This window comes from Streptomyces sp. NPDC044921, assembly GCF_056432865.1.
This window is the reverse complement of sequence record NZ_JBWKIF010000029.1, coordinates 46,531-70,186: the sequence shown is the minus strand read 5'-3', so window position 1 is coordinate 70,186 and position 23,656 is coordinate 46,531. Positions and strand designations below refer to the sequence as shown.

General features: G+C 72.0%; 18 protein-coding genes and 1 pseudogene. 9 read left to right on the top strand and 10 right to left on the bottom strand.

Going from position 1 to position 23,656, the window contains the following annotated elements:
* Position 1 precedes the first annotated feature (1 nt).
* Positions 2–1,156: an AMP-binding protein gene (locus tag AC07DA_RS32965; RefSeq protein ID WP_479131945.1), complete on the bottom strand. Its 1,155-nt coding sequence runs from the start codon at positions 1,154–1,156 to the stop codon at positions 2–4.
* Positions 1,047–1,637, bottom strand: coding sequence for an AMP-binding protein (locus AC07DA_RS32960; protein WP_479131907.1), 591 nt, complete (start codon positions 1,635–1,637; stop codon positions 1,047–1,049). The genes AC07DA_RS32965 and AC07DA_RS32960 overlap by 110 nt, the downstream gene beginning before the upstream one ends.
* 135 nt (positions 1,638–1,772) lie before the next feature.
* On the opposite strand from AC07DA_RS32960, the gene AC07DA_RS32955 reads away from it, so the two are divergent.
* Complete coding sequence (locus AC07DA_RS32955; protein ID WP_479131906.1) at positions 1,773–2,438, top strand: MFS transporter; 666 nt, start codon at positions 1,773–1,775, stop codon at positions 2,436–2,438.
* Positions 2,387–2,902, top strand: coding sequence for an MFS transporter (locus AC07DA_RS32950; RefSeq protein ID WP_479131943.1), 516 nt, complete (start codon positions 2,387–2,389; stop codon positions 2,900–2,902). Before AC07DA_RS32955 ends, AC07DA_RS32950 begins: the two co-directional genes overlap by 52 nt.
* Before the next feature lie 41 nt (positions 2,903–2,943).
* On the opposite strand, the pseudogene AC07DA_RS32945 reads toward AC07DA_RS32950, so the two are convergent.
* Positions 2,944–3,108, bottom strand: a pseudogene (locus AC07DA_RS32945) (nuclear transport factor 2-like protein); the annotation flags it as partial.
* Positions 3,109–3,111: 3 nt separating this feature from the next.
* Here AC07DA_RS32945 and AC07DA_RS32940 point away from each other — a divergent pair.
* Complete coding sequence (locus AC07DA_RS32940) at positions 3,112–3,780, top strand: helix-turn-helix domain-containing protein (RefSeq protein ID WP_479131942.1); 669 nt, start codon at positions 3,112–3,114, stop codon at positions 3,778–3,780.
* A 96-nt stretch (positions 3,781–3,876) separates the two neighbouring features.
* Positions 3,877–5,463, top strand: coding sequence for an FAD-binding oxidoreductase (locus AC07DA_RS32935; RefSeq protein ID WP_479131905.1), 1,587 nt, complete (start codon positions 3,877–3,879; stop codon positions 5,461–5,463).
* A gap of 226 nt (positions 5,464–5,689) precedes the next feature.
* On the opposite strand, the gene AC07DA_RS32930 is transcribed toward AC07DA_RS32935, so the two are convergent.
* Together AC07DA_RS32930 and AC07DA_RS32925 are read right to left on the bottom strand one after the other, a co-directional pair.
* Positions 5,690–6,022 carry a hypothetical protein gene (locus AC07DA_RS32930; protein WP_479131904.1) on the bottom strand — a complete coding sequence of 111 codons (333 nt, stop codon included), beginning with the start codon at positions 6,020–6,022 and terminating at the stop codon, positions 5,690–5,692.
* Positions 6,023–6,026: 4 nt separating this feature from the next.
* On the bottom strand, positions 6,027–7,196 hold the full coding sequence (locus AC07DA_RS32925) for an IS701 family transposase (RefSeq protein ID WP_479131903.1): 1,170 nt from the start codon (positions 7,194–7,196) through the stop codon (positions 6,027–6,029).
* A gap of 267 nt (positions 7,197–7,463) precedes the next feature.
* Between AC07DA_RS32925 and ispH the strand changes: the two genes are divergently transcribed.
* The 5 genes from ispH to AC07DA_RS32900 all read left to right on the top strand — a co-directional run bounded on the left by ispH (position 7,464) and on the right by AC07DA_RS32900 (position 15,519).
* Positions 7,464–8,414, top strand: coding sequence for a 4-hydroxy-3-methylbut-2-enyl diphosphate reductase (gene ispH / locus AC07DA_RS32920; RefSeq protein ID WP_479131902.1), 951 nt, complete (start codon positions 7,464–7,466; stop codon positions 8,412–8,414).
* A 27-nt stretch (positions 8,415–8,441) separates the two neighbouring features.
* A complete protein-coding gene (locus AC07DA_RS32915; RefSeq protein ID WP_479131901.1) occupies positions 8,442–9,485 on the top strand; it encodes a polyprenyl synthetase family protein in 1,044 nt (347 codons plus the stop codon).
* A gap of 4 nt (positions 9,486–9,489) precedes the next feature.
* Positions 9,490–11,340 (top strand): 1-deoxy-D-xylulose-5-phosphate synthase, encoded by a 1,851-nt coding sequence (locus tag AC07DA_RS32910; RefSeq protein WP_479131900.1) that lies wholly within the window; start codon positions 9,490–9,492, stop codon positions 11,338–11,340.
* Entirely contained in the window at positions 11,337–12,506 is a 1,170-nt protein-coding gene (ispG, locus tag AC07DA_RS32905) for a flavodoxin-dependent (E)-4-hydroxy-3-methylbut-2-enyl-diphosphate synthase (protein ID WP_479131899.1), read from the top strand. The genes AC07DA_RS32910 and ispG overlap by 4 nt, the downstream gene beginning before the upstream one ends.
* Before the next feature lie 604 nt (positions 12,507–13,110).
* Positions 13,111–15,519, top strand: a complete 2,409-nt coding sequence (locus AC07DA_RS32900) for an ATP-binding protein (RefSeq protein WP_479131898.1) — start codon at positions 13,111–13,113, stop codon at positions 15,517–15,519.
* A gap of 85 nt (positions 15,520–15,604) precedes the next feature.
* Here the strand turns inward: AC07DA_RS32900 and AC07DA_RS32895 are convergent, their stop codons facing one another.
* From AC07DA_RS32895 to AC07DA_RS32875, 5 genes are all read right to left on the bottom strand, one after another.
* A complete protein-coding gene (locus tag AC07DA_RS32895) occupies positions 15,605–16,549 on the bottom strand; it encodes a UbiA family prenyltransferase (protein WP_479131897.1) in 945 nt (314 codons plus the stop codon).
* 57 nt (positions 16,550–16,606) lie between these two features.
* Complete coding sequence (locus AC07DA_RS32890) at positions 16,607–17,995, bottom strand: NDP-hexose 2,3-dehydratase family protein (protein WP_479131896.1); 1,389 nt, start codon at positions 17,993–17,995, stop codon at positions 16,607–16,609.
* Positions 17,992–18,981, bottom strand: coding sequence for a dTDP-glucose 4,6-dehydratase (gene rfbB / locus AC07DA_RS32885; protein WP_479131895.1), 990 nt, complete (start codon positions 18,979–18,981; stop codon positions 17,992–17,994). The genes AC07DA_RS32890 and rfbB overlap by 4 nt, the downstream gene beginning before the upstream one ends.
* Positions 18,978–20,033 carry a glucose-1-phosphate thymidylyltransferase gene (locus AC07DA_RS32880; RefSeq protein WP_479131941.1) on the bottom strand — a complete coding sequence of 352 codons (1,056 nt, stop codon included), beginning with the start codon at positions 20,031–20,033 and terminating at the stop codon, positions 18,978–18,980. The genes rfbB and AC07DA_RS32880 overlap by 4 nt, the downstream gene beginning before the upstream one ends.
* 313 nt (positions 20,034–20,346) lie before the next feature.
* The gene (locus AC07DA_RS32875) at positions 20,347–23,607 is read right to left on the bottom strand and encodes a BTAD domain-containing putative transcriptional regulator (RefSeq protein ID WP_479131894.1); all 3,261 of its coding nucleotides are present in this window, start codon (positions 23,605–23,607) and stop codon (positions 20,347–20,349) included.
* Between the last annotated feature and the right edge of the window lie 49 nt (positions 23,608–23,656).

Below are 23,656 nucleotides of genomic sequence, written 5' to 3'. Positions count from 1 at the left end.
TTCAGGAACCCTCGCAGGGCCTGGGATCACCAGAGGTGGGGGAGGACTGCTGGAGGGTGGCTGCGAGCAGTTTCTTCACGGCCTCCCTGTCCGTCTTTCCGTTCGTGGTGAGGGGGATGGCGGCAACCGCCGTCACGCGGGCGGGCACCATGTAGGGCGGCAGGAGTTCGCGGAGCGCCTCGCGCGGGTCCGGGCCGGGCGCTGCGGCGGGTGTGCCGTCCATGCCGGTGTGCACGGCCGCGAGCTCAGTGCTGCCGTCCGGGGTGGGGAGGGCGATCACGACCGCGTCGAGAACGCCGGGCAGGGTGCGCAAGGCGGCCTCCACCTCACCCAGTTCGACCCGATAGCCGTGCACCTGCACCTGCTGGTCGACCCGGCCGAGATGGACCAGCACCGTCCCCGGCGAAAGTGGCCCGCCGGTGCCGGGCGCGTCGGCCCGGGCGGCGCTCACACGGTCGCCCGTGCGGTACCAGTGGACGCCGGTCAGCGGCGTCGCAGGATCGTAGGGGGTGCCGTCCGGCGAGAGGAAGCGGCCGGCGTTGTCGGCCGGATCGAGGTAGCCGGCGAAGCGCTGGGGCCCGCGCACGCAGAGTTCACCTTCGAGGAGCCGGCCCTCCAGAGCGGGGTGGAGGGCACCGATGGGCACCGTGCCGTTGGCGGGCCGGGGCCAGGCCGTGTGGTCCCGGGGCAGGCGGTGGCCGGTGCACGTGATGGTCAGCTCGGTCGGGCCGTAGGCGTTGTCCACGGTGCTGTGCTCGGCGGCCAGCGCCCAGGCCCGGGCCTGGCGGAGCGTCAGCGGTTCGCCGCAGAACATGCTGCGGCGCAGACCGGGCAGGCTGCCGGGCTTCAGGGCCCGCAACCGCTGGGCCAGTGTGACGACGGAGGGCACGGAGTTCCAGTGGGTCAGGGCGCGGATGGCGGCGTACCGGACGGGGCGCAGCAGGTCGGCGCGGGGCGCGGGGACGAGGGTGGCGCCGGTGCCCCAGGCCGCGTACAGGTCCAGGACCGACGGGTCGAAGGTGAGGTCGAAGGTCTGCGAGACGCGGTCACCCGGGCCGGGACCGTAGTGCGCGACGGCGTGGGTGAGGTAGGCGCAGACGTTGCGGTGGCTGACCGGCACGCCTTTGGGCGTGCCGGTGGAGCCCGAGGTGAACAGTACGTAGGCGAGGTCGTCGGGCCCGGCCCGGAAGGCCGGTGGGCCCCGGTGGTGGGGTGGCGGCGAGCGCGTCAGGATCCGTCGAGGTCAGGGTGAGGACCGGCGCGGGCAACAGCGCGGCGTGGCCGCACGAGCCGTCCGTGAGGATCACGTCGAGGCCCGCGGCTGCGGTCACCCGGGCGTTGCGGGCGAGGGGGGAGCCCGGGCCGAGCGGCACGACCGCGGCACCGAGGCGGTGGACGGCGAGGTATCCGGCGTAGGCGACGGTGGTGCGCGTGGCCAGCAGGCCGACCCTGCGCGGGCGTACCCCCGAGGTGCGGTCCAGGAGCCGTCCGGCCACGTGGTCGGCGAGGGCGTGGAGTTCGTGGTACGTCAGTGCGATGTCGCCGAGTTCGAGCGCGACCGCGTCGGGGAAGGCGGCGGCGGTGCGCGTGAACCAGTCGTCGAGGGTGCGTCGTTCGTCTTCCGTCACGGGGCTCACGTGTCGCTTATGCCTTTCGCGAGGGTGCGTGTGCGTGCCCCGTTGTCCGCGGCGCCCGGCCTGGCGGGCGCGCGGGAGGCCCGAAGGCACAGCTCAGGGGGGTGTCGGAGACATCGCGCAGGGAGATCCAGCGGTATGTGCCCCAGTGGCCGGTACGGCCTCACCCAGGCCAGGAGCGTTCCCCTCCGCACGGTCGGTCTCATCCTCGCGGTCGTCGGCGTCGGCTCGGTCATCTCCCAGCCCCTCGGCGGCTTCCTCACCGACCGTTTCGGCCGTCGCGCGGCCCTGACCGGCGGGATGCCCCGTAACGCCGCCTCGCTGCTGGCCCTGGGCAGCGCGCACACCCTGCCCGCTCTCACCGCGGCCGGGTTCGCCCTCGGCGTCACCATCGACCTCTTCCGGCCCGCCGCGCAGGCCCTGGTCGCCGACGCCGTGCCCGCCGCCGACCGCACCCGTGCCTTCGGCCTGCTGCTCTGGTCGGTCAACCTCGGCTTCTCCGCCGCCATGATCCTCGGCGGCCACCTCGCAACTCGCGGCTTCCACCTGCTGTTCTGGGCGGACGCCGCCGCGTGCGCGGTCTTCGGCCTGCTGGTGTGGTTCGCCGTTCCGGAGACCGTCCGCAGGCCGCAGGCCGTGGGAGCGGCAGCTACCGCGCAGTCCTCGCCGATCGCGCCATGGCGGCCTTCGCCGGCGTCGTCGTCCTGTACGCCGTCGTCTTCCAGCAGGCCTTCGCCACCCTGCCGGTCGCCATGGCCCGCGACGGCCTTCCCGGCGACGTCTACGGCCTGGTCATGGCGGTGAACGGCGTGGTCGTCATCGTCGTACAGCCGCTGATCGGCCACCGGCTCGACGCCTACGACAAGAGCCGGATCCTGGCCACCGGCTTCCTCCTGGCCGCCACCGGCAGCGCCCTCGTCGCCACCGCCTCGGCCGGCCCGGCCTACGGGGCGGCCGTCGCGGTCTGGAGCCTGGGAGAAGTCCTCGTCTTCGCCGTGACCGCCGCCATCGTGGCCGACCTGTCCCCACCCACCCTGCGCGGGCGGTACAACGGCCTGCTCGGAATGGCCTGGGGCACCGGCTTCCTCATCGCCCCGCTGGCCGGCACCCGCCTCCTCGGCATCGGATCCACCGTCCTGTGGCTGTCGTGCACCGCCCTGTGCTGTCTCGCCGCCCTCGCCCAACTCGCCCTCGGCCCGACGATCAGGGCACGGGGCGCCCCGGGCACCGACGACCCAGAGCCGCGGCGGCGGGCCGACGCGTCGTAGCCACCCGGAGCGCATTGACTGTATTGGTCGGAGCCATCAACTCGGGTGACCATGCCGTCCTCGAAGGTGAGACGCACAGCGAGCCGCGCGAGGTACGCACGTCCGGCGGACCGAACAGTCCGGCGGATCTCGCCGATCACGACCGCGTCGTTTCCGTCGATGAGGATGCGCTCGACCTCAGTCGCCACCTGTTCCGGGACGCTGTGGACATGATCGGCCCCTCCGTATGCTCCGGGCCCTGCTCAGGCGGCGAGATCACCAACCTGGCCCACAGGGCTGCGATGTGGTCCCGCAGGTCCCGCACGGCCGGATGGCTCGTGTGGGGGGTGATCCGTTGGGCGGCGTCGTTGACAAGCTCGACGCAGCGGCTGCTTGCTTCCGTGGCGAGCGCGGTGTCGAGTGCGGATCGGGCGTCGGCGGCGGCCGCGTCGAGGCCGCCGCGTGCGAGGGCGCTTTCGGCGCGGCAGGCGAGGGTGATCGACCTCGTGCGTTGCCGTGAGGGTGCGAGCATGCGGATGCCGTCCGTCAGCGACTATCCGGCACGCCCGAGGAACGGTGCCGTGCCGCGCGGCCCGGTGTGCAAGCGGTGCGGGCGGAAGTATTACCACGCAGGACCTGGGCTTCCTCGGTCTGCTGTCCGCGAGGCGCTGCACGTGCACCCCCACACCCTCTCCCGGCGGCTGGAGCGCATCACCGAACTCCTCGGCAGCGACTGGCAGGAGCCGGGCCGGCACTGGAGGTGCAACGGGCGCTTGCGGTTGCAGCGCACCCGGGGGTCGGGACGACCGGCCGGGAGAGCACGGACTGCCGGAAATCGTCGCTCGTTGGCTGGTCCACACCACCTCACGGCGACCGGGATCGGTGTACCTGACAAATAGCCCGTGGAGTTCCAGACCGTCCCCCACGGGAGCACGGACGCTGGTGGTGCGGCGAGCGAACGAGCCCGCCGGACGAGCCGCTCACGACACGGGAGCATGAACCGAGTGAACACCACCTTAGCCAACGGCCACCCGGCTCCGGCCACCCCCCGGAGCACGGCGCCGCGTCGCCACACCGACGCCATCCCCACCGTGACGTCCGAGGACGCGCGCTACCCCGACATGATCAGAGGCCACGGCAACAACCGTCACGTGGCCTCTCCCGAGGCGATCCGCCTGCCCTCCACCACCGAGCAGGTCATCGAGATCGTGCGGGAGGCGGTCCGCGACAACAAGCGCATCGCGGTCCGCAGCGGCGGTCACTGCTTCGAGAACCTCGTCTTCAACGACGAGACGGAGATCATCGTCGACCTGCGGCTGATGGACCACGTCGGCTTCGACGACGACCGCGGTGCGTTCGTGGTCGAGCCCGGCGCCACGCTCCTGAAGATCTACGAGAGGCTGCACATCGGCTGGGGCGTCACCCTCCCGGGCGGCGGCTGCTACGCCACGGGCGCCGGCGGCCACTTCTCCGGCGGTGGATACGGCATCCTCTCGCGCAAGCACGGCATCCTCAGCGACCACCTGTACGCCGTCGAGGTCGTCACAGTCGACGAGCGGGGCGAGGTGCGCGCCGTCGTCGCCACTCGCGACCCGGAGGACCCGAACCACGACCTGGCCTGGGCCGTCGCCGGCGGGGGAGGCGGCAACTTCGGTGTGGTCACGCGCTTCTGGATGCGCAGCCGCGGCGCCGAGGGCAGCCCGGGCGACCTGCTGCCGAAGGCGCCGTCCAGCGTTTTCTCCATCTTCGCGGCCTGGTCGTGGCAGGACATCACCGAAGAGGCCTTCGCGACCTTCATGGCCCGGTACGCCGACTGGTCCAGGACCCACGGCAGCCTCGACTCGCCCTACATCGACATGGGGCACTGGATCTTCCTGCAGCACGCCGACTCGGGCACCTTCAACTTCGTCGCGCAGATCGACTCGACCGTCCCGGACGCCCGCAAGCTGGTGGACGACTTCATCGCGTTCGTGTCCGACGCGCTGGGCGTGCAGCCGCGCGGCGTCGACATCACGGAGCAGCCGTTCCTCAAGGCCACCGCGCGGACCATGACGGCCGGCGAGACCATCACCAGCCCCAGTCTGCGCACCTCCCACAAGTCGACCTACATGAAGGACGCCTTCCCCGAGCACCAGGTGCGGACGATCTACCGGTACCTGACGAAGACGGTCAATCCCAACCCGTACAGCTTCCTGGTCATCAACTCCGTCCGCGGACAGATCAGCGCCCTGGACGACCACGCCACCGCCGCGACCCACCGGGACGCCCTCTGGCTGGTCTACTTCGAGTCCTACTGGCACAGGGCCGAGGACGACGAGCGGAACGTCACCTGGCTGCGGTCCTTCTACCAGGACCTGTACGCCGACACGGGTGGCGTCCCGGTGCCGAACGACGTCACCGACGGCTGCTACATCAACTACCCGGACAACGACCTGAGCGACCCCACGTTCAACCGGTCCGGGGTGTCCTGCCACGAGCTGTACTACAAGGACAACTACCCGCGGCTGCAGCGCATCAAGGCGAAGTGGGATCCGCGGAACTTCTTCCGCCACCCCCAGTCGATCGAGCTGCCGGACAGCTGAGCGGCGCAGCACGGGCCGGGCGGGGCGCCGCGCGCCCGCCCGGCCCATGGCTGTGCCGCCCGGCCGCCGTGGGCGCCGCCGAGGCGAGGGTGATGTGCCGGTGCCAGCCCGCCAGGAGCGCCCCACGAAGTCGCGCGGCACCACCTCCTCACCGGTCTCGAAACATCCCGGTCCACCCGGCGGGTCGGCTTCGTCAGCCGCAGCGGCGGAGCGACCGGCGCGCTCATCAGGTCGGCCGGCCACAGCTGGGCCGGCGGGCGCTGCGGGCCGGGTCCAGCCAGTGCACCGGGCGGCGCAGCCCTTCTCGTCGACTCCATGATCTGCCGGGATGCGCAGCGAGCCCACCACCACAGCCGTGGGGCGCGCTCCGCTCCGGATACGCCGCCAGCCCGGCGCGCAGCGGGCGCCAGTCCCGCGTGGAGCTGGAGATGAAGTGGATGGCGCCGCCATCGGTGACGACGTCGTCGCAGATCGCGCCGTCGTCGCCACCGCTGCCCCGGCCCGCCCCCGGCCCGCCCCCGGCCGCCGTTGCCGTCGTCGCCGTGGTCCGGCCCGGCACCGGGTCAGGAGGCCTGCCGCGCCTGCGGGGCCGCCGCCGCGGAGAGCACGGCGACGGTGTGCGCGGCCGAGGCGAGGGTGGTGTGGCGGTGCCAGCCACCGTAGGAGCGGCCGACGTAGTCACGGATGCCCACCTGACACGTCACCTCGTCGAAGTCGCGGTCGACGCGGCGCGCGGCGTCGCCGAAGCGCAGCACCGAGGCGGCCGGATGGGGCAGGTCGGTCAGCCACATCTCGGCTGGCCCGCGCCGTCCCGGAGTGTTCACACCGACCAGCGACAGCGGCGCCCCGCCCGGGCCCGCCCCCGGCACCCGCACCCCGACCGCCGCCACCAGCGCGGTCCTGCGGACCGCGGGCAGCGAACGTGAGACGGTCTCCAGGCGGGCCATGGGCCGGAACAGGGCCCGCGCCGCCTGCATGATCTCCGGAGCGGTCAGCAGGTGCGCGCCGTGGCCGGTCAACGCGGGATCGTGCACCGTCAACGGCAGGTCGCCGTGGACCCGCACCATGGCCGGGAAGCCCATGGCGCGCAGGCCGCGCACCGTGGCGGCGGGGTCGGCCTCCTCGATGTCGACGACGACCGGCTGCGCCGGCAGCTCCCAGGCGGCCAGGCTCTCCCGGCAGGCCGTCAGCACACAGTCGCCCAGCGTCTCGGGCCCCACCTCGCACGGGATGGAGGCCTGATTGCGGCGCAGCCCGTCCTTGATCCAGGCTTGCGGCAGGTACAGCCGCCAGCTGAACGGCGCCGTGATGGTGTCGGCGACACCCCACACCCCCACGGCCCGCTGGGCGTTGAGCGCCTGTCCCTCGTCGACCGAGAAGTACCGGCTGACTCCCACCGAGTGGCGCCCCACCTTCGGAATCGTCATCAGGCGCGCGACGTAGGCCTGCGGCGGCGCGAGGCGGGTCAGGTACCCGGCCAGGGACCGGCGCACCGGAATCCAGTCCCAGGTGGAGCTGCAGATGAAGTGATGGAGGCTCTGGCCAGTGCTGCTGCCCTTCAGCGCCGCCATGTTCCGTATCGACTTACGGCCGCGGGTGGAGAGCAGTCCGTGGACGTACTCCATGCCGCGGCGCCGCTGGTCGCTGCGGCGCAGTGTCGCGAACAGCTCCGTGCCCAGGTCGTCGAGCGCGTCCCCGAGCACGGCTTCGGGCCGAATGAGAGCAGTACTCATATGACTCCTCAGTCGATTCCTTTCACGCCGTGCGGACCGCTCAATTCACGCCGTGCGGTCGGTTCGATTCACGCCGTGCAGTCGGCTCCACATTAGGAATCGGAGGTAGCCGTAATGAATGACAAGGGCCTAGCAAGGTTCAGCGGTTGGGGCGCCCTCGGTACATGACTGCTTCGAGCCCGAGCACCCTGAGACGGTTGACCGGGGACACCCCTGAACAGCACAGTCTGCTGCGGGAGTTGAACCACGCAGCGGAGACGGGTGAAAATGGGACGCTCAAAGAAGGTCATCCTCGCGGAACCGCGCAGTTTCTGCGCCGGTGTGCGCCGGGCCATATCGATTATCGAGCTGGCGTTGGAACGCCATGGAACTCCGCTTTATGTGCGCAAGGAAATCGTGCACAACCACTATGTGGTGCGGCAGTTGGAACAGCGCGGCGTGCGGTTCGTGGACTCCGAGGAGGAGGTTCCCGAGGGGGCGGTGTGCGTGTTCTCCGCGCACGGCGTCTCGCCCGAGGTGCGGCGCAACGCGCAGGCCCGCCGGCTGGACGTGATCGACGCCACCTGCCCGTTGGTGTCCAAGGTGCACCAGGAGGCCAAGCGGTTCGCCCGGGAGGGGCGCACGCTGCTGCTGGTGGGCCACGCCGGGCACGAGGAGGTCGAGGGGACCTTCGGGCACGCGCCCGACCGCACGGTGATCGTGGAGACCGTGGAGGACGCCGAGCGGCTGGACCTGCCGGCCGACACCCCGGTGGCCTTCCTCACCCAGACGACGCTGTCGGTGGACGAGACGCGCGACATCATCGAGGTGCTGCGCCGCCGCTTCACCGATCTGCGGGGCCCGGGAACCGACGACATCTGTTTCGCCAGCCAGAACAGGCAGGACGCCGTCAAACAGGTCGTGCCGCGCTCGGACCTGATGCTCGTGGTCGGTTCCCGGAATTCCAGCAATTCGCTTCGGATGGTCGAGGTGGCGCGGCGGCTCGGTGTTCCCGCCTATCTTGTCCCGGACGTCACGGAATTCGACGAGAGCTGGCTCGAAGGAGTGTCGGCGGTGGGCCTGAGCGCAGGTGCCAGTGCCCCGGAAATCCTCGTCGACCAGGTTCTGGAAAGGCTCGCGGAATTCGGTTACCGCGATATCGAAATCATGCAGGTGGCGCAGGAGGACGTGGTCTTTCATCCGCCGACGCACCTCATCGACACGGCGAAGGCCGGCTGACCGGCCGGACAGGAGAGGGAGCAATTGATGACGACCGCGGTGACAGACCGGCTCACAGTGCGCCACGCCCGTGCCGAGGTGCTGCGCAGGGCCGAGCGACGTCTCGGCGAGCTCCTCGCCGACGAACGCGCCCGCTGGAGCGGTGTCGACGAACGGGGCGCGGTGCCCGTGGACACCGTGACCTCCCTGGTCGACGCGGGCGGCAAGCGGCTGCGCCCCGCCTTCTGCGTGACGGGCTACCTGGCCGCGGGAGGCGACCCCGACGACCCGGCGGTGGCCGACGCCGCCTCCGCCATCGAGCTGATCCACACCGGCGCGCTGCTGCACGACGACGTGCTCGACGCGTCCGACACCCGCCGCGGGGCCCCCGCGGCGCACGTCCGGCACGCCACGGTCCACGCCGAGCGCGGCTGGCGGGGCGAGTCACGCCGCTACGGCGAGGGCGTGGCCGTGATCTCCGGTGTACTGGCCATGCTCTACGCCGACCGCCTCACCCGCGACCTGCCGCCGAGCGCCCGTGACGTGTGGGGCGAGATGGTCACCGAGATCCAGATCGGCCAGCACCTGGACGTGGCCGTGGCCGCGGAGGGGGTGATCGCGCCGGAGCTGTCGCGGTGGATCGCGATCTGCAAGTCCGGCCGCTACAGCATCACGCGTCCCCTGCTGCTGGGCGCCGCGCTCGCCGGACGGCCCGACCTGACGGCCGCGTTCGAGGAGTACGGCGAGAGCCTCGGACTCGCCTTCCAGCTGCGCGACGACCTCATCGGCGTGTTCGGCGACAGCACCGTGGCCGGCAAGCCGGTCGGACTGGATTTGGAACAGCACAAGATGACGCTGCTCCTCGCCGAGGCCGCGGAGCGCGACCAGCAGGTGCGCCTGCTCGTCAACCGCCCCGAATGGGACACGGCGGCGCTGCTCGACCTGCTCGGCGAGAGCAGGACCCGGATCGAAGAGCGCATCGACGCGCTCGTGGAACGCGCCGGCGTGGCCCTCGACCAGGCCGCGATCGAACCGGTGTGGCGGGAGGAACTGAGTGAGATGGCCCTCGAAGTCGCCTACCGGGACCGGTGATCGCATGTCGTTGCTGGAAACCGTGCACGGCCCGGAGCGCCTCCGGGAACTGAGTACGGAGGAACTGGTCACGCTCGCCGCGGAGATCCGCGCCTTCCTCGTCGACCGGGTCTGTGCGACCGGCGGACACCTCGGCCCCAACCTCGGGGTGGTGGAGCTGACCCTCGCCCTGCACCGGGTCTTCGACTCGCCCCGCGACCGGCTGGTGTGGGACACCGGTCACCAGGCGTACGTGCACAAGATCGTCACCGGGCGGGCGGCCGGGTTCGCCCGGCTGCGCCGGCAGGGCGGCCTGTCCGGCTACCCGAACCCGGCGGAGTCCGAGCACGACCTGGTGGCGAACTCCCACGCGTCCACGGCGCTGTCGTACGCCGACGGCCTGGCGCGCGCCGACGCCCACCGAGGACGCACCGACCGGGCCGTGGTCGCCGTCATCGGCGACGGGGCGATGACCGGCGGCATGGCGTGGGAGGCCCTGAACAACATCGCGGGCGGACCGGACCGGCCGCTGGTGATCGTGCTCAACGACAACCAGCGCTCCTACGCCCTCACCCAGGGCGGCTTCGCCGACCACCTGGGGGAGCTGCGTGCCGGACGGCGGGGCGTCCCCGGCCTGTTCGAACAGCTGGGCCTGGCCTACCTCGGCCCGGTCGACGGGCACGACGTGCCGGTGCTGGAGGAGACGCTGCGCCGCGCACGGGACCTGCGCAGGCCCGTCGTCGTGCACGTGGTCACCGAGAAGGGCCGCGGGTACACGGTGACGGAGCGGAACGAGCTGGACCGGGGCCACGCCGTCAAGCCGATGGACCCCGGGACGGGACGGCCGCTGAAGGGTTCCGCCGGGCCGTCGTTCACCTCCGTCTTCGGACGCGAGCTCGTCCGCATCGCCGAGCGCCGGCCGGACGTCGTGGCGATCACGGCGGCCATGCTGGAGCCGACGGGGCTGCTGCCGATGCAGCAGCGCTTCCCGAAGCGGGTCATCGACGTCGGCATCGCGGAGCAGCACGCGGTCACCATGGCCGCGGGCATGTCCCTGGGCGGCCTCCACCCGGTCGTCGCCATCTACTCCACCTTCGTCAACCGCGCCTTCGACCAGCTGCTGATGGACGTGGCTCTGCACGGCAGGGCGGTGACGTTCGTCCTCGACCGGTCCGGTGTCACCGGCGACGACGGTCCCAGCCACAACGGTATGTGGGACCTGTCGGTGCTCCAGGTGGTGCCGGGGCTGCGGATCGCCGCCCCGCGGGACGGCGCCCGCCTCGCCGAGCTGCTCGCGGAGGCCGTCGAGTGGGAGGAGGGCCCGACCCTGGTGCGCTTCCCCAAGGGCCCGACGGGCGACGACATCCCCGCCAGGACGACGTTCGCCGGCACCGACGTACTGCACCGCGCGGGACCGCTCGACGTGCTGGTCGTCTCGGTCGGAGCGCTGGCCCCGGTGGCGCTGCAGGTGGCCGAGGTGCTGTGGGCGCAGGGCGTCGGCGCGACGGTCGTCGACCCGCGCTGGGTGACGCCGGTCAACCCGACGCTCGCCGACATGGCGCGCCGGCACCGCCTCGCCATCACCGTCGAGGACAACAGCCGCATCGGCGGCGTGGGTTCGGCCATCGCCCAGTTCCTGCGCGACGAAGGGGTGCGCACGCCGATGCGGGAGTTCGGCATCCCCCGGCGCTTCCTCCAGCACGGCAGCCGCGCCGAGGTGCTCTCGGGCTGCGGGCTGACCGCGCAGGACATCGCCAGGGCCGTGGTGGAGGAGATCAGCGGTCCGGTCGAGGACCGCATCAACACCGGGAGTGTCGACTTCCAGCGGGAGATGGCCCGCCTCATCGAGCAGGAACGCGGAGGAGAGACACGATGACGACGGTCGGTCTGGGAATGCCGTCGGTCAGGCCGCAGGCGGTTCTGCCGCCGCTGGCCCGGCGACGCGAGTCCCGTCAGATCATGGTGGGTTCGGTGCCGGTCGGCGGGGACGCGCCGGTGTCGGTGCAGTCCATGACGACGACCGTGACCGCGGACGTCAACGCCACGCTGCAGCAGATCGCCGAACTGACGGCGGCGGGCTGCCAGATCGTCCGGGTCGCGGTCCCCTCCGCCGACGACGTGGCCGCGCTGCCCGCCATCGCCAGGAAGTCGCCCATCCCGGTGATCGCCGACATCCACTTCCAGCCCAAGTACGTGTTCGCGGCCATCGACGCCGGATGCGCGGCCGTGCGCGTCAACCCGGGGAACATCAAGAAGTTCGACGACAGGGTCGGTGAGATCGCCAAGGAGGCGGCGAACGCCGGCATCCCGATCCGCATCGGCGTCAACGCCGGCTCGCTGGACCGCCGGCTGCTCGAGAAGTACGGCAGGGCCACCCCGGAGGCGCTGGTCGAGTCGGCGCTGTGGGAGTGCTCGCTCTTCGAGGAGCACGGCTTCCGCGACATCAAGATCTCGGTCAAGCACAACGACCCCGTGGTCATGATCGCCGCCTACCGGCTGCTCGCCCAGCGCTGCGACTACCCCCTGCACCTCGGGGTGACCGAGGCCGGCCCGGCCTTCCAGGGCACGATCAAGTCCGCGGTGGCGTTCGGAGCGCTGCTGTCCGAGGGGATCGGCGACACCATCCGCGTCTCCCTGTCGGCGCCGCCGGTGGAGGAGGTCAAGGTCGGCACGCAGATCCTGGAGGCGCTGGCCCTGCGCGAGCGGGGGCTGGACATCGTCTCCTGCCCCTCCTGCGGGCGGGCCCAGGTGGACGTGCACACCCTGGCGGAGAAGGTCTCGGCGGCGCTGGAGGGATTCCCCGCGGCGCTGCGGGTGGCCGTCATGGGCTGTGTCGTGAACGGGCCGGGCGAGGCCCGGGAGGCCGATCTGGGTGTGGCGTCCGGCAACGGCAAGGGACAGATCTTCGTGAAGGGGAAGGTGATCAAGACGGTTCCGGAGTCGCAGATCGTCGAGACGCTGGTGGAGGAGGCCGTCCGGATCGCCGAGGAGCGCGGCGAGTCGGTCGGCGGGGCGGGCCCCGTGATCGTCACCCCGTCCTGACCCCACGCCCCCTTCGTGCCGACGACGGTCCGCGGGTCACCCGCGGGCCGTCGTCGCGTGCCGGGGAGTTGACATTCTTCGTGGTCTTTGAGGAAGGTTTTGCGCCAACCAGCCGTGCCCCGCTCGCGTCCGCGACGGCGCGCCACCGGCTCGGGCAACGGTCCGACGACAGGGAACGCACAAGTGACTCGGGGGTGTTGAGCGGCACAGAAAACGGGTCGCGCCGTTCCGCGGGAAGCGATGGCCGGAGAGGGTCGGCTGGAAACGCTTCGCTCAAGCGCGCGACTAACTTACCGTGGCACTGTCCGGAACAGGATGGAAACGGGGGTGACTGCACGTGGTGTGCGGCAGATGTCGTGCGCGGCCGCGGACGGGAGCCGCCGCGCCCGGCAGGCCGGGACGGAGCGTCCGGCTCCCCGGCTGCGGCGCGGTTCCCGCCCCGCCGTCCCGAGACAGCGACGTTCCTCCGGCTCCCCCGAGGTGCTCTCGCGCCGGGTCACCGTAGGCACGGTGGGGAACACCTCGGCTCGTCCTGCGCACGAGCTTGCCGGAAATCAGCGGGATCGATTCTTCACGTGTGTCCGTTGATCCATAGGGGCTGCCCATGTACCCGATCAGTGCGAGCACCACCATTGACGACCTCAGCGCCGGCGGACCGGGTCTGCTCACCGTCGCCAACCGCTGCCTCGTGGGCCGGCAGGAGGAGCGGGCCGAACTGCGCGGACTCCTCGGCAACCCGGCCGTCCGCGTCGTCACCGTCATCGGCCCCGCCGGAGTCGGCAAGAGCCGGTTCGCCGCGGCCGCGTACGCCGACGTCGCCCAGTCCTTCGAGGACGGCAGCTGGGCCGTCGACCTGAACGACGTCCACCCCGGCCGGGACCCCGAGACGCTGCTCGCGGAGATCCTCGGCCTGGAGACCGCCACCGGCCGGCCCGTGCACACCCTGCTGCGCGCCTACTTCCGGCCCCGCCGCTCCCTGCTCCTGCTGGACGGCTGCGACCGGATGCGCGCCGCGCTCGTACCGGCCGTCACCCGCCTGGTCAACGACTGCCCCGGGCTCACCGTCCTGATGACCGGGAACGAACGACTCGGCATCTACGGCGAGGTGCTGCTGCGCCTGCGCCCCCTGGAGCTGCCCCCGGCCGACCGGGAGCCGGACCTGGACGAGCTGCGGGAGATCCCCTCGGTCAAGCTGTTCCTGGAACGCACCGTCGTCAGCCGCCCCAATTTCGCGCTCACCGAGCACAACCGCGACGCGGTGGTGCGGCTCTGCCGCCGTACCGACGGCCTGCCGATGGCCATCGAGTTCGCCGCCGCCCGCATGAAGATGCTCTCCCCGCAGCGCCTCCTGGACGAACTCGGCACCAGCCTCGACGCCCTGTCCGGGACCGAGTTCGACACCCTGTCCCGGCACCGCAGCATGGGCGCCGCCATCGCCCGCCAGCTCGACACGCTGGACAAGGACGAGCGGGCCCTGCTCAGACGGCTCGCCGTGTTCCACCGGGCCTTCGACCTGCCCACCGCCCAGGCGCTGTGGTCGGGCGGCGTCAGCGAACTCCAGCGCCTGCTGGAGACGTTCGTCGACAAGAGCCTGCTGCACACCGAGGAGTGCGCCGACGGCGAGCTCATCATCTCCATGCTCGGCCTCACCCGGCAGTTCCTGCTGGAGGAGGCGCACACGCTGGGGGAGGACCAGGAGCTCTCCGCGGCGCACGCCGCGTTCTGCGTCGACCTCACCGAGAGCGCCGGGAGCGGGCTGCGCGGCCCCGACCAGAGCCGGTGGCTGCTCCTGATCGACTACTGGCGGCAGGACCTCACCAGCGCGCTGGACTTCCTCGCGCGCACGGGTGACACCGCGGACCTGGTCGCGATCGCCGTGAACCTGCGCGAGTACTGGCAGGCCCGCGGGGAGATCAGGGAGGGCATCACCCGGCTGCGGGCCGGCCTCGACGACGCCGGCGGTCTCACCCTGGCCCAGCAGGCAAGGGGGCGCCTGGCACTCGCCGAACTCCTGCTGGACGCCGGCGAGATGACGGCGGCCGAGGACAACCTCGGCAAGGCCCGTGCCGCGTACGAGGAACTCGGCGATGCCGCCGGGGTCGCGGCCTGCATGCGCGGCGCCGGGCTCGTCGCACTGCGGCGCGGGGACCTGGTCGAGGCCGACCGCCGTCTCGAGGACTGCGTGGCCGCCGCCACGGACGACGACCGGGCGGAACACGCCGAGGTGCTGCGCGTCCTCGCGGAGGTCCGCCGCGCCGAAGGCGACGCGGCCTGCGCGCGCAGGCTCGCCGAGGAGGCGCTGGAGTTCTTCGAGCGGCAGCGGGACGTCCGCAACATCGCGCTCACCCGTCTCGTCCTGGGCGACGTGGCCTTCGCCCTGGGCGACCAGGACGGCGCCGTCGACCTGTACCGATCAGCCCTGCGGGACATCGCCGAGCTGGGGCACCTGGCGCTGTGCGCGCTCGGCCTGGAGAAGTTCACGCTCCTGCTCACCCGCAGCCGGGGTCAGTCGATGGAGACCTGGCGCCGGGCGGCACGGGCCCTGGGAGCGGCGGCGGGCATCCGGGCCGCCACCGGCTGCGCCGCGCCCGCCCCCGTGCGCATGGAGGTGGACGCGGTCACCGCACTCACCCGGGTACGTCTGGGCGAGGAGGAGGCCGCAAAGCTCGCCGCCGAGGGCCGGCAGTCGCCGCCGGAGGCCGCGGTCGCCGCCGTGCTGACCCCTTCCGGGAGCGTCGAGCCGGACCGCGCACCGGACGGCGCCGGTAACCCCCTCACCCCGCGGGAGCGGGAGGTGGCCGAACTGGTGGCCAACGGCCTCACCAACCGGGAGATAGCCCGCCGCCTCGGCATCGCCGAGTGGACGGCCGTGAACCACGTACGCAAGATCATGCGCAAGCTGGCGTGCACCTCACGGGTCCAGGTCGCCAGCTGGATGTCCAAGCAGGACTCCGCCCGCCGGAGCCGGCCGACGGCACTGCGGCCCACCGGCGCGCGCGCCTCCCGGGTCTAGAGAGCCCGCAAACCGGCGTCGAAGGCGGGGCCCGGTAGGCGGAGCGGCGGTGGTGCCACTGCTCCGCGTACCGGGCCCCGCACGCTCAGAACCAGTGGTGCGCCACGTTGAACAGCAGCACACAGGCGACGGTCGTCCGGAAGACCACCACGCCACGGGAGCGTGCCAGCAGCGCGTGGCCGTCGCGCAGGAAGGAGACGTACTGGCGCAGCCGCAGCGCCATCAGCGGCACGGTCGCCACCACGAACCACCCGGGGATCCATCCCGCGGCGTACGGCCCGAGGATCACCAGGAGGTTCACCGCCGTCAGCGCCCCCAGGAACACCTGGTTGCCGCGCTTCGACGTCATCACCGCGACGGTGCGCCGGCCCACCGCCGCGTCCCCCTCGATGTCCTGGGTGTTGGAGTAGCCGGATATCAGCAGCTGCCCGAACCCGAACAGCAGCGCCTCCACCAGCACCAGCGCGGGCAGGTCACCGGCGGTCAGGGAGTAGGGGGACAGCACGAACGCCGTGGCCGAGAAGAGCAGCAGCAGCTCACCGAGCCCGACGTAGCTGAGCTTCAGACCCCACGAGTACTGCGGGCTGAACACGAGCAGCAGCGTGGTGACCACGACACCCCACACGGGCGCGTGCGGTGCCGCGAGCACCGCCACCAGCCACCACAGCGCCCCCCACCCCAGGGCCAGGTACCCGAACCGCTGCGCCTGGTGCACGGTGAGCTCGCCGGTCAGCAGCGGCTTGCGCTTGAGCGGCCGCAGCTCGGTGTTGCCGTCGGAGAGGTAGTTCGCCGTGTCGCTGCCGTCCTTGACGCCGGTCACGTCGTCCAGCGTCATGACCGCGGACAGCACGCCCACCTTCCCCAGGGCGAACACCAGCAGCGTCAGGAGCACCTGCCCGTCCAGGCGGGCGCCCGGCTCCATCGCCGTCCACACGATGACCAGCGCGAGGAGGAAGTCGAGGACGAACTGGAACTTGACCAGCCTGGCGTACCTGCCGAGTCGCTGCAGAACGCCTGCTTCGGGGGCCACTTGCATACCCGCAGCCACCATGGAGTGAGTCCTTACTGTCGGGCCGGGGACGCCCCCTCAGAGCGTCACCGCGGCGGTGTTGAGACAGGCGAGCAGTGAACGTGCCTGCACGTTGACGTACCGGCTGTGCCGCACCAGCGCGTTGAGCTGCCCGGGCGTGATCCAGCAGAACCCCGCAGGCGGCTCGGTGGGTGCCTGCGACTCGTCCGCCTCGACGAACAGGTAACGGCTCTGCGCGTGATAGAAGCGGCCGCCCTCCTCGGAGTGCACCGCCTCGTAGCGGATCTGCTTCTCGTCGGCGCCGAGCACGAGGTCGAGGAAGCGCGGGCGCTGTGCGGGGCCGAGATGGCGGTAGTTGTCCGGTACGCACTGCACCGTCGGCGCCAGCTCCAGCGTCTCCAGGAGGCCACCCTCCGGGAGGGCCCGCACGAGCAGGTGCGGGACACCGCCGAAGCGACGGGTCACGAACGCCGTGACCCCGAGACCGAGCGGTTCGATCAAGGGCTGGGTCCACTGCGCGACCTCCCGGCCGGCGGCCTCCACCGCGACCGCCATCACGCGGAAGTAGCCCTCCGGCACATGGTCGATGGACCAGTCGCCGCGCACCCAGTTCGTCACCTCGGCGAGCGGCACCGACCGCACCCGGCGGTCGTGGCGGGCGCGCTCGGCGGTGATCCAGGACAGCAGCCCCAGGTCGGAATGGAGCGCTCCGGTCTCGGCCGGCTGCACCGGGGCGCAGGCGAGGACGGTACGCGCGTCCATGTTCACCACGTTGTCGAGGCGCAGCAGCTCCCCGATCTGCCCGAGGGTCAGCCAGCAGAAGCCGTCCTCCAGCGGGACCTCGCCCTCCGCCTCCACCAGCATGTTCCGGTTGGCCTTGCGCAGGAACCAGGAGCCGTGCTCCGACTGGAGCACATCGGCGATCACCCGCTCCGGCGGTACGTTCAGGAAGTACTCGAGGTACTTCACGTCCGCTCCCTGGTGCACCTTCGTGTAGTTGCTGCGGGTCGCCTGCACGGTCGGCGACAACTGCACCAGGTTGGGGTTGCCCGGCTCCATCTTCGCCTGCATCAGGAAGTGCAGGACGCCGTCGAACTCCTTGGCCAGGATGCCCAGGATGCCGACCTCCGGCTGGTTGATGATCGGCTGGCGCCACTCCGGGACCGGGTTCTCGGGATGGGTGACGTGGATGCCCTCCACCGTGAAGAACCGGCCGCTGCGGTGCACGAGGTTGCCGGTCCCCGGCGCGAAGGACCAGCTGTCGAGGTCGGCGAACGGGATGCGCTCCACCCGGTACCGGTGGGTCCGCGCGCGTTCCGCCAGCCACGGCACGAACTCCTCGGTACGCGGACCGCGGCCGTGCGCGGTGAGCACCGAGCGGATGAGGCGGTCCGGTCCGGCCGCCTGCTCGTCGCGGCTGCGCAGGGCCGGTGCCGGCGCGCTCATCGGACCGCCTCCGAGGTGGCGGCGTACTTGACGTCCTTCCACCAGCCGGGGTGGTCCCGGTACCAGTCGACGGTCTCGCGCAGACCGCGCTCGAACGGCACCGCCGGCTCGAAGCCCAGCTCCTCGCGGATCTTCGTGCCGTCGAGGGAGTAGCGGTCGTCGTGCCCCAGCCGGTCGGCCACCCGGCGGACGGCGGACGCGTCGGCGCCGCACAGCTGAAGCAGCTGGTGGGTGAGCTCCAGGTTGGTCCGCTCGACACCCCCTCCCACGTTGTAGACCTCCCCGGCCCGGCCCCTGGCGCGCACCATCTCCACGGCGCGGCAGTGGTCCTCGACGTGGATCCACTCGCGGACGTTGTGCCCGTCCCCGTACAGCGGCACCGGCTTGCCCTCCAGGAGGTTGGTGACGAAGAGCGGGATGAGCTTCTCGGTGTGCTGGTAGGGGCCGTAGTTGTTGGAACAGCGAGTGATCGACACGTCCAGCCCGTGGGTGCGCCAGCAGGAGCGGACCACGAGGTCGGAGGCGGCCTTGGACGCCGCGTAGGGCGAGTTGGGCGCCAGCGGCCAGGTCTCGGTCCACGACCCGGACGCGATCGACCCGTAGACCTCGTCGGTGGAGACGTGCACGATCCGCTCCACGCCGGCGAGGCGCGCGCAGTCGAGCAGCACCTGGGTGCCCATGACGTTGGTGCGGACGAAGTCGGCGGCGGCCGCCACGGAGCGGTCGACGTGCGACTCGGCCGCGAAGTGCACGATCGAGTCGTGGCCGGGCAGCAGCTCCCGCAGCAGTCCGGCGTCGCAGATGTCGCCGTGGACGAAGTCCAGACGCTCCGCGCCGACCGGCAGGTTGGCGAGGTTGCCGCTGTAGGTCAGCTTGTCGACGACGGTGACCCGGGCGCCGACGGCCTGCGGATAGCGGTCGTCGAGCACGGCGCGCACGTAGTGCGAGCCGATGAAGCCGGCGCCGCCCGTGACCAGGATTCTCATGATGCGACCTCCACCCGGGAGTCGTCCCCGACGATCAGCCGGTGCCGGCGGGTGGCCGTCACCGAGGCGGTCCTGCCGATGAGCGAGCCGCTCAGCCCGCGCAGGTCCGACAGTGAGGACCCGTCCTGCACGATCGAGTCCTCGATGAGCGTGCGCCGCACCGCGCACCCGGCGCCGATCGCGGTGTAGCGCCCGAGGTGGCTGTCCTCCACCACGCTCCCGGGGCCGATGTACGCCGGCCCCTCGATGCGGGAGCGCACCACGCGCGCACCCGGGGAGAGCACCACCGGACCGGTCAGTACGCTGGCGTCGTCCACCTCGCCGTGCCGCTGCGGGCGCACCTCGTCCAGCAGCCTGCGATTGGATTCGAGGACGGCGTCGACGTTCCCGGTGTCGGCCCAGAAACCGAAGTACTCGCTCGCCTTCACCCGGGCTCCGTGCTCCACGAGCCACTGGATCGCGTCGGTGATCTCCAGCTCCCCGCGCGCGCTCGGCCGAATGCTGTCGACCGCCCGGTGAATGGCCGGAGTGAAGAAGTAGACACCGACCAGGGCGAGATCGCTGCGCGGTACGGCCGGTTTCTCGGCCAGCCGGGTCACCGTGGCCGACTCGTCGATCTCGGCGACCCCGAAAGCCCGCGGATCGGCGACTTTCTGGACGACGATCTGGGCGTCCGGCCGCTGCGCGGTGAAAGTCCGCGCGATTTCCGTTATTCCCTCCGACAGGACATTGTCGCCGAGGTGCATCAGGAAATCGTCGGCACCCAGGAATTCCCGGGCGACCAGCACGCAGTGGGCCAGCCCGAGTGGCTGTGCCTGGTGGATGTAGGTGATGCGGGCGCCGAACCGGGACCCGTCGCCCATCACCTCGCGGATCTTCTCCGACCGGTCGCCGACGATCACGCCGATATCGGTGATGCCCGCAGCCAGGATATTGTCGATGACATGTTCCAGAACCGCCTTGCCGGCGACCGGAATCAGCTGTTTCGGCGTGGAATAGGTGAAGGGCCGAAGCCGGGTTCCCATCCCGCCGGACAGTACGAGAGCCTTCACTTTGTCCTTCCGGATCGATTCTTCGGCCAATGGGTGATGTCCGTAGGATTTTCCGGGAGTGCGTAAGTGAGGCTAACGGCGCCGCCGCGGAGGTCCGTTGATATGTTCTTGGACTCTGTCATGTCCTGCTTGGCGTGACGCACTCAGTGCTATTCACTCATGCCGGAAGGGCAATCCGGCCGGTGCCGCCGGGCAGGGGAGGCGGGAGCCGAGCCGGTGTACGGGGCAAGGCACCGCGGTCGGTGCACGGGGCGGGGCGCCGCGGTCGGCGCCGTGCGGGCCCAGGCGCGTGCCCGGCCGCACGGCCCGTGGGTCACACCTGCTCGCCGGCCGCCCTCTCCTGCGCCGCCTCCTCGGGGCTCAGCGTTCCGCCCCGTTCGTAGGCGGTGGTGAACCGCTCCTCGCCCAGCCGCTCACGGGCGCCCGCCGCGATCCGGTCCACGTCGTCCCGCTCGCCCTCGGGCAGGGGAGTGCCCACGCGTGCCCGGGCCGCGGCGGCCGCGCCGAGCAGGCACGCCGCCCGCTCGGCGTGGCCAGCCAGGAGCTGCGCCCCGGCCAGACCCTCCAGACCCAGGGCAACCGCTCGGGGATCACCCGACTCCTGCGCCACCCTCAGGCCGTCCCGCTGCAACTCCAGGGCGGTCCGCGGGTCACCGCGCAACTCGGCGACGAACCCGAGCTCGGCGAGGATCAGCGCGGGCACGCCGGGCTGGTAGCCCATGCGCCGGTGCACGTCGAGCACGTTGCGCAGGTGACGCTCGGCAGTGTCCAGGTCGCCCTCCCGGCGGGCCCCCATGGCGAGCCCCATCTCGGCGAACTGCTCGCCGAAGTCGTCCGACTGCCCCACGGCGAGCCGCCGGGCCCGCTCGTGGTACTCCCGGGCCATCGCGTAGTCCCGGGTGAGCAGGGAGATCCGGCCCAGCCCCGAGAGGTGGAACGACACCTCGGGCCACAGCTCCAGGTCCTCCGCCATGCGCAGCCCGTCGCGCAGCAGCCGCCCGGCCTGCGGGTAGTCCCCGACCACCTCGGCCAGCGTCTGCAGCGGCACCATGGCCCGCAACTGCCCCCACCGGTCGCCCAGTTCGCGGAAGATCCCCAGGCTCTGCTCGCCGTACCTGCGCAGCGCGCCGAACTCGCCGCGCAGCTTGGCGATGAACGCCCGGCTGCTCAGCGCCGCCGCCGTGCCCCAGCGGTCCTCCAGCGACCGGAACGTCATCAGCGCCCGCTCGACCAGCTCCTCGCTGGGCCCCAGGTCCCCGACGCCGTACAGGTTGGACCCCAGGAACCACTGGGCGTGCGCCTCGCCGCCGGGGTCGTCCAGCTCCTCGTAGGGGCGCAGCGCGGCGCGGTACTCGGCGAGCGGGTCCTTGCCGCCGCCGAGGAGCAGCCTGGTCCCGCCCAGCCAGGCCGTCGCCTCGGCGACGGCCGGGGTGACCGGGGTCCGCGGCACCAGGGCGAGCGCCGCGGTCAGGGAACGTTCCGCCTCGCGGTTGCGGCCGCGCAGGTGCCAGTACCACGCCAGGGCGTTGACCAGCCGCAGGGCCAGCTCGCCGTCCCCGCTGTGCAGGGCGCTCTCCAGCGCGGTGCGCAGGTTCGCCGTCTCGCTGTCGAGCCGGCGCAGCCACTCCCGCTGCCCGTGGCCACGCAGATGCGGCCTGGCCCGCTCGGCGAACGCCGTGTAGTAGGCGCGGTGGCGCAGCCGCAGCGTCTCCAGCTCACCGCTCTCGCGCAACTGCTCCAGGCAGTACGCGGTGACGGACTCCAGCAGCCGGTAGCGCGGCCCGTCGACGCCGTCGCTCATGACCACCAGGGAGCAGTCCACCAGACGGGCCAGCAGGTCCAGCACCTCCGTGTGGTCCACGCCGGCACCCGCGCACAGTTCCTCCGCCGCCGCCAGCGAACAGCCGTCGGCGTGCACGGCCAGGCGGTGCAGCACCGCCCGCTCCCGGGTGCTCAGCAGGCCGCAGCTCCAGTCGATGACCGCGCGCAGCGTGCGGTGGCGCGCCGGTGCGTCACGGGTCCCGGCGGCCAGCAGCGTGAACCGGTCGTCGAGGCGGGCGGCCAGCTCGTGCACGCCCAGGGCGCGCACCCGGGTGGCCGCCATCTCCAGTGCCAGCGGGATACCGTCGAGGCGGCGGCAGACGGAGACCACGGGGGCGATGGTCTCCTCGCTCAGCCGGAAGCGGGGGGCGGCCGCGGCGGCCCGCGCCGCGAAGAGCTCGACGGCGCTGAACCGCAGCACGTCCTCGGTGCTCAGGCCCGCGGCGGACTGCGGCAGGTCCAGCGGAGGCACCTCCACGAGCCGCTCGCCGCCCACGCTGAGCGAGGTCTGGCTGGTGGTCATGATGTGCAGCCGCGGCGCCGCCCTGAGCAGCCGGGCCGCCAACTCGGCCACCGGCTCGACGACATGCTCGCAGTTGTCGAGGACCAGCAGGGCCCGCTCGTCGCCGAGGGCGTGCGCCACCCGCGCGGTGGAGGAGAGCGGGTCACCGTCGGGGGAGGGGGAGGAGGTGATGTCGTCGCGCACGCCGAGCACCGCCTCGACCACCTCGTGCACCTCCGTGGCCGACGTGGCGGAGCGGTCGAGGGAGGCGAACTCCGCCAGCCAGACACCGCCGGGGAACTCCGGGCCGACCGCGGCCGCGGTCGCCAGGGCGAGCTGGGTCTTGCCCACGCCGCCCGAGCCGGTGAGGGTCACCAGCCGGTGCCGGCCCACGAGTGCGCGCAGCCGCTCGATGAGCGCGTCCCTGCCGATCAGGTCGACCGGCGGCGCGGGCAGGTTCGTCGGCGGCCGGGCCGCGGTGGTGCTCGGCGACGGCGCGGCCGCCAGGGCCGGGCTCTGGGTGAGGATCGCCTGGTGCAGCGCGGCCAGCTCGGGGGAGGGGTCCACGCCCAGCTCCTCGGCGAGCCGCTCGCGCAGCTCCCCGTAACTGGTGAGGGCGGCGCTCTGCCGGCCGGCGAGATACAGGGCGCGGATGTGGGCCGTACGCAGCCGTTCCCGCAGCGGATGCGACCCCACCAGGTCTGCCAACTCGTCGGCGACCAGGGCGTGCTCGCCGAGTTCCAGCCGGGCCTCGGCCTGCTCCTCCAGCGCCGTCAGCCGCTGCTCCTCCAGGCGGTCGGCGGCGGTGCGGGCGAACTCCTCGTCGACGAAGTCGGCGAACGCCGGCCCCCGCCACAGGGCCAGCGCCTCGGTCAGCAGGTTCGTCCGGGTGCGGGGATCGGTGCTGTGGCGGGCGCGGGCCGTCAGGTCGAGGAAGCGGTCGGCGTCGACGGACCCGGGCGGGACCACGAGCTCGTAGCCGGGCGGGCGGGAGACCACCAGGTCCCGGCCGCCGGGCGCGGCGTCCTCCAAGGCCCGGCGCAGCTGCCACACCTTGTTCTGCAGGACGCCGGCGGGGTTGCTCGGCAGCTGCTCGCCCCACAGGTCGTCGATCAGCCGGTCCACGGACACGGGCCGGCCACGGTGGATCAACAGCGCGGTGAGCAGAGCACGCACCTTCAGCTCCGGCACCCGCACCGGCCGCCCTTCGTCCGTCCACACCGCCAGCGGGCCGAGCACCCCGAAACGCATGTGATCACGCTAGCCGAACCGGGCGGCCCGCGACAGGACGATGCGGCGC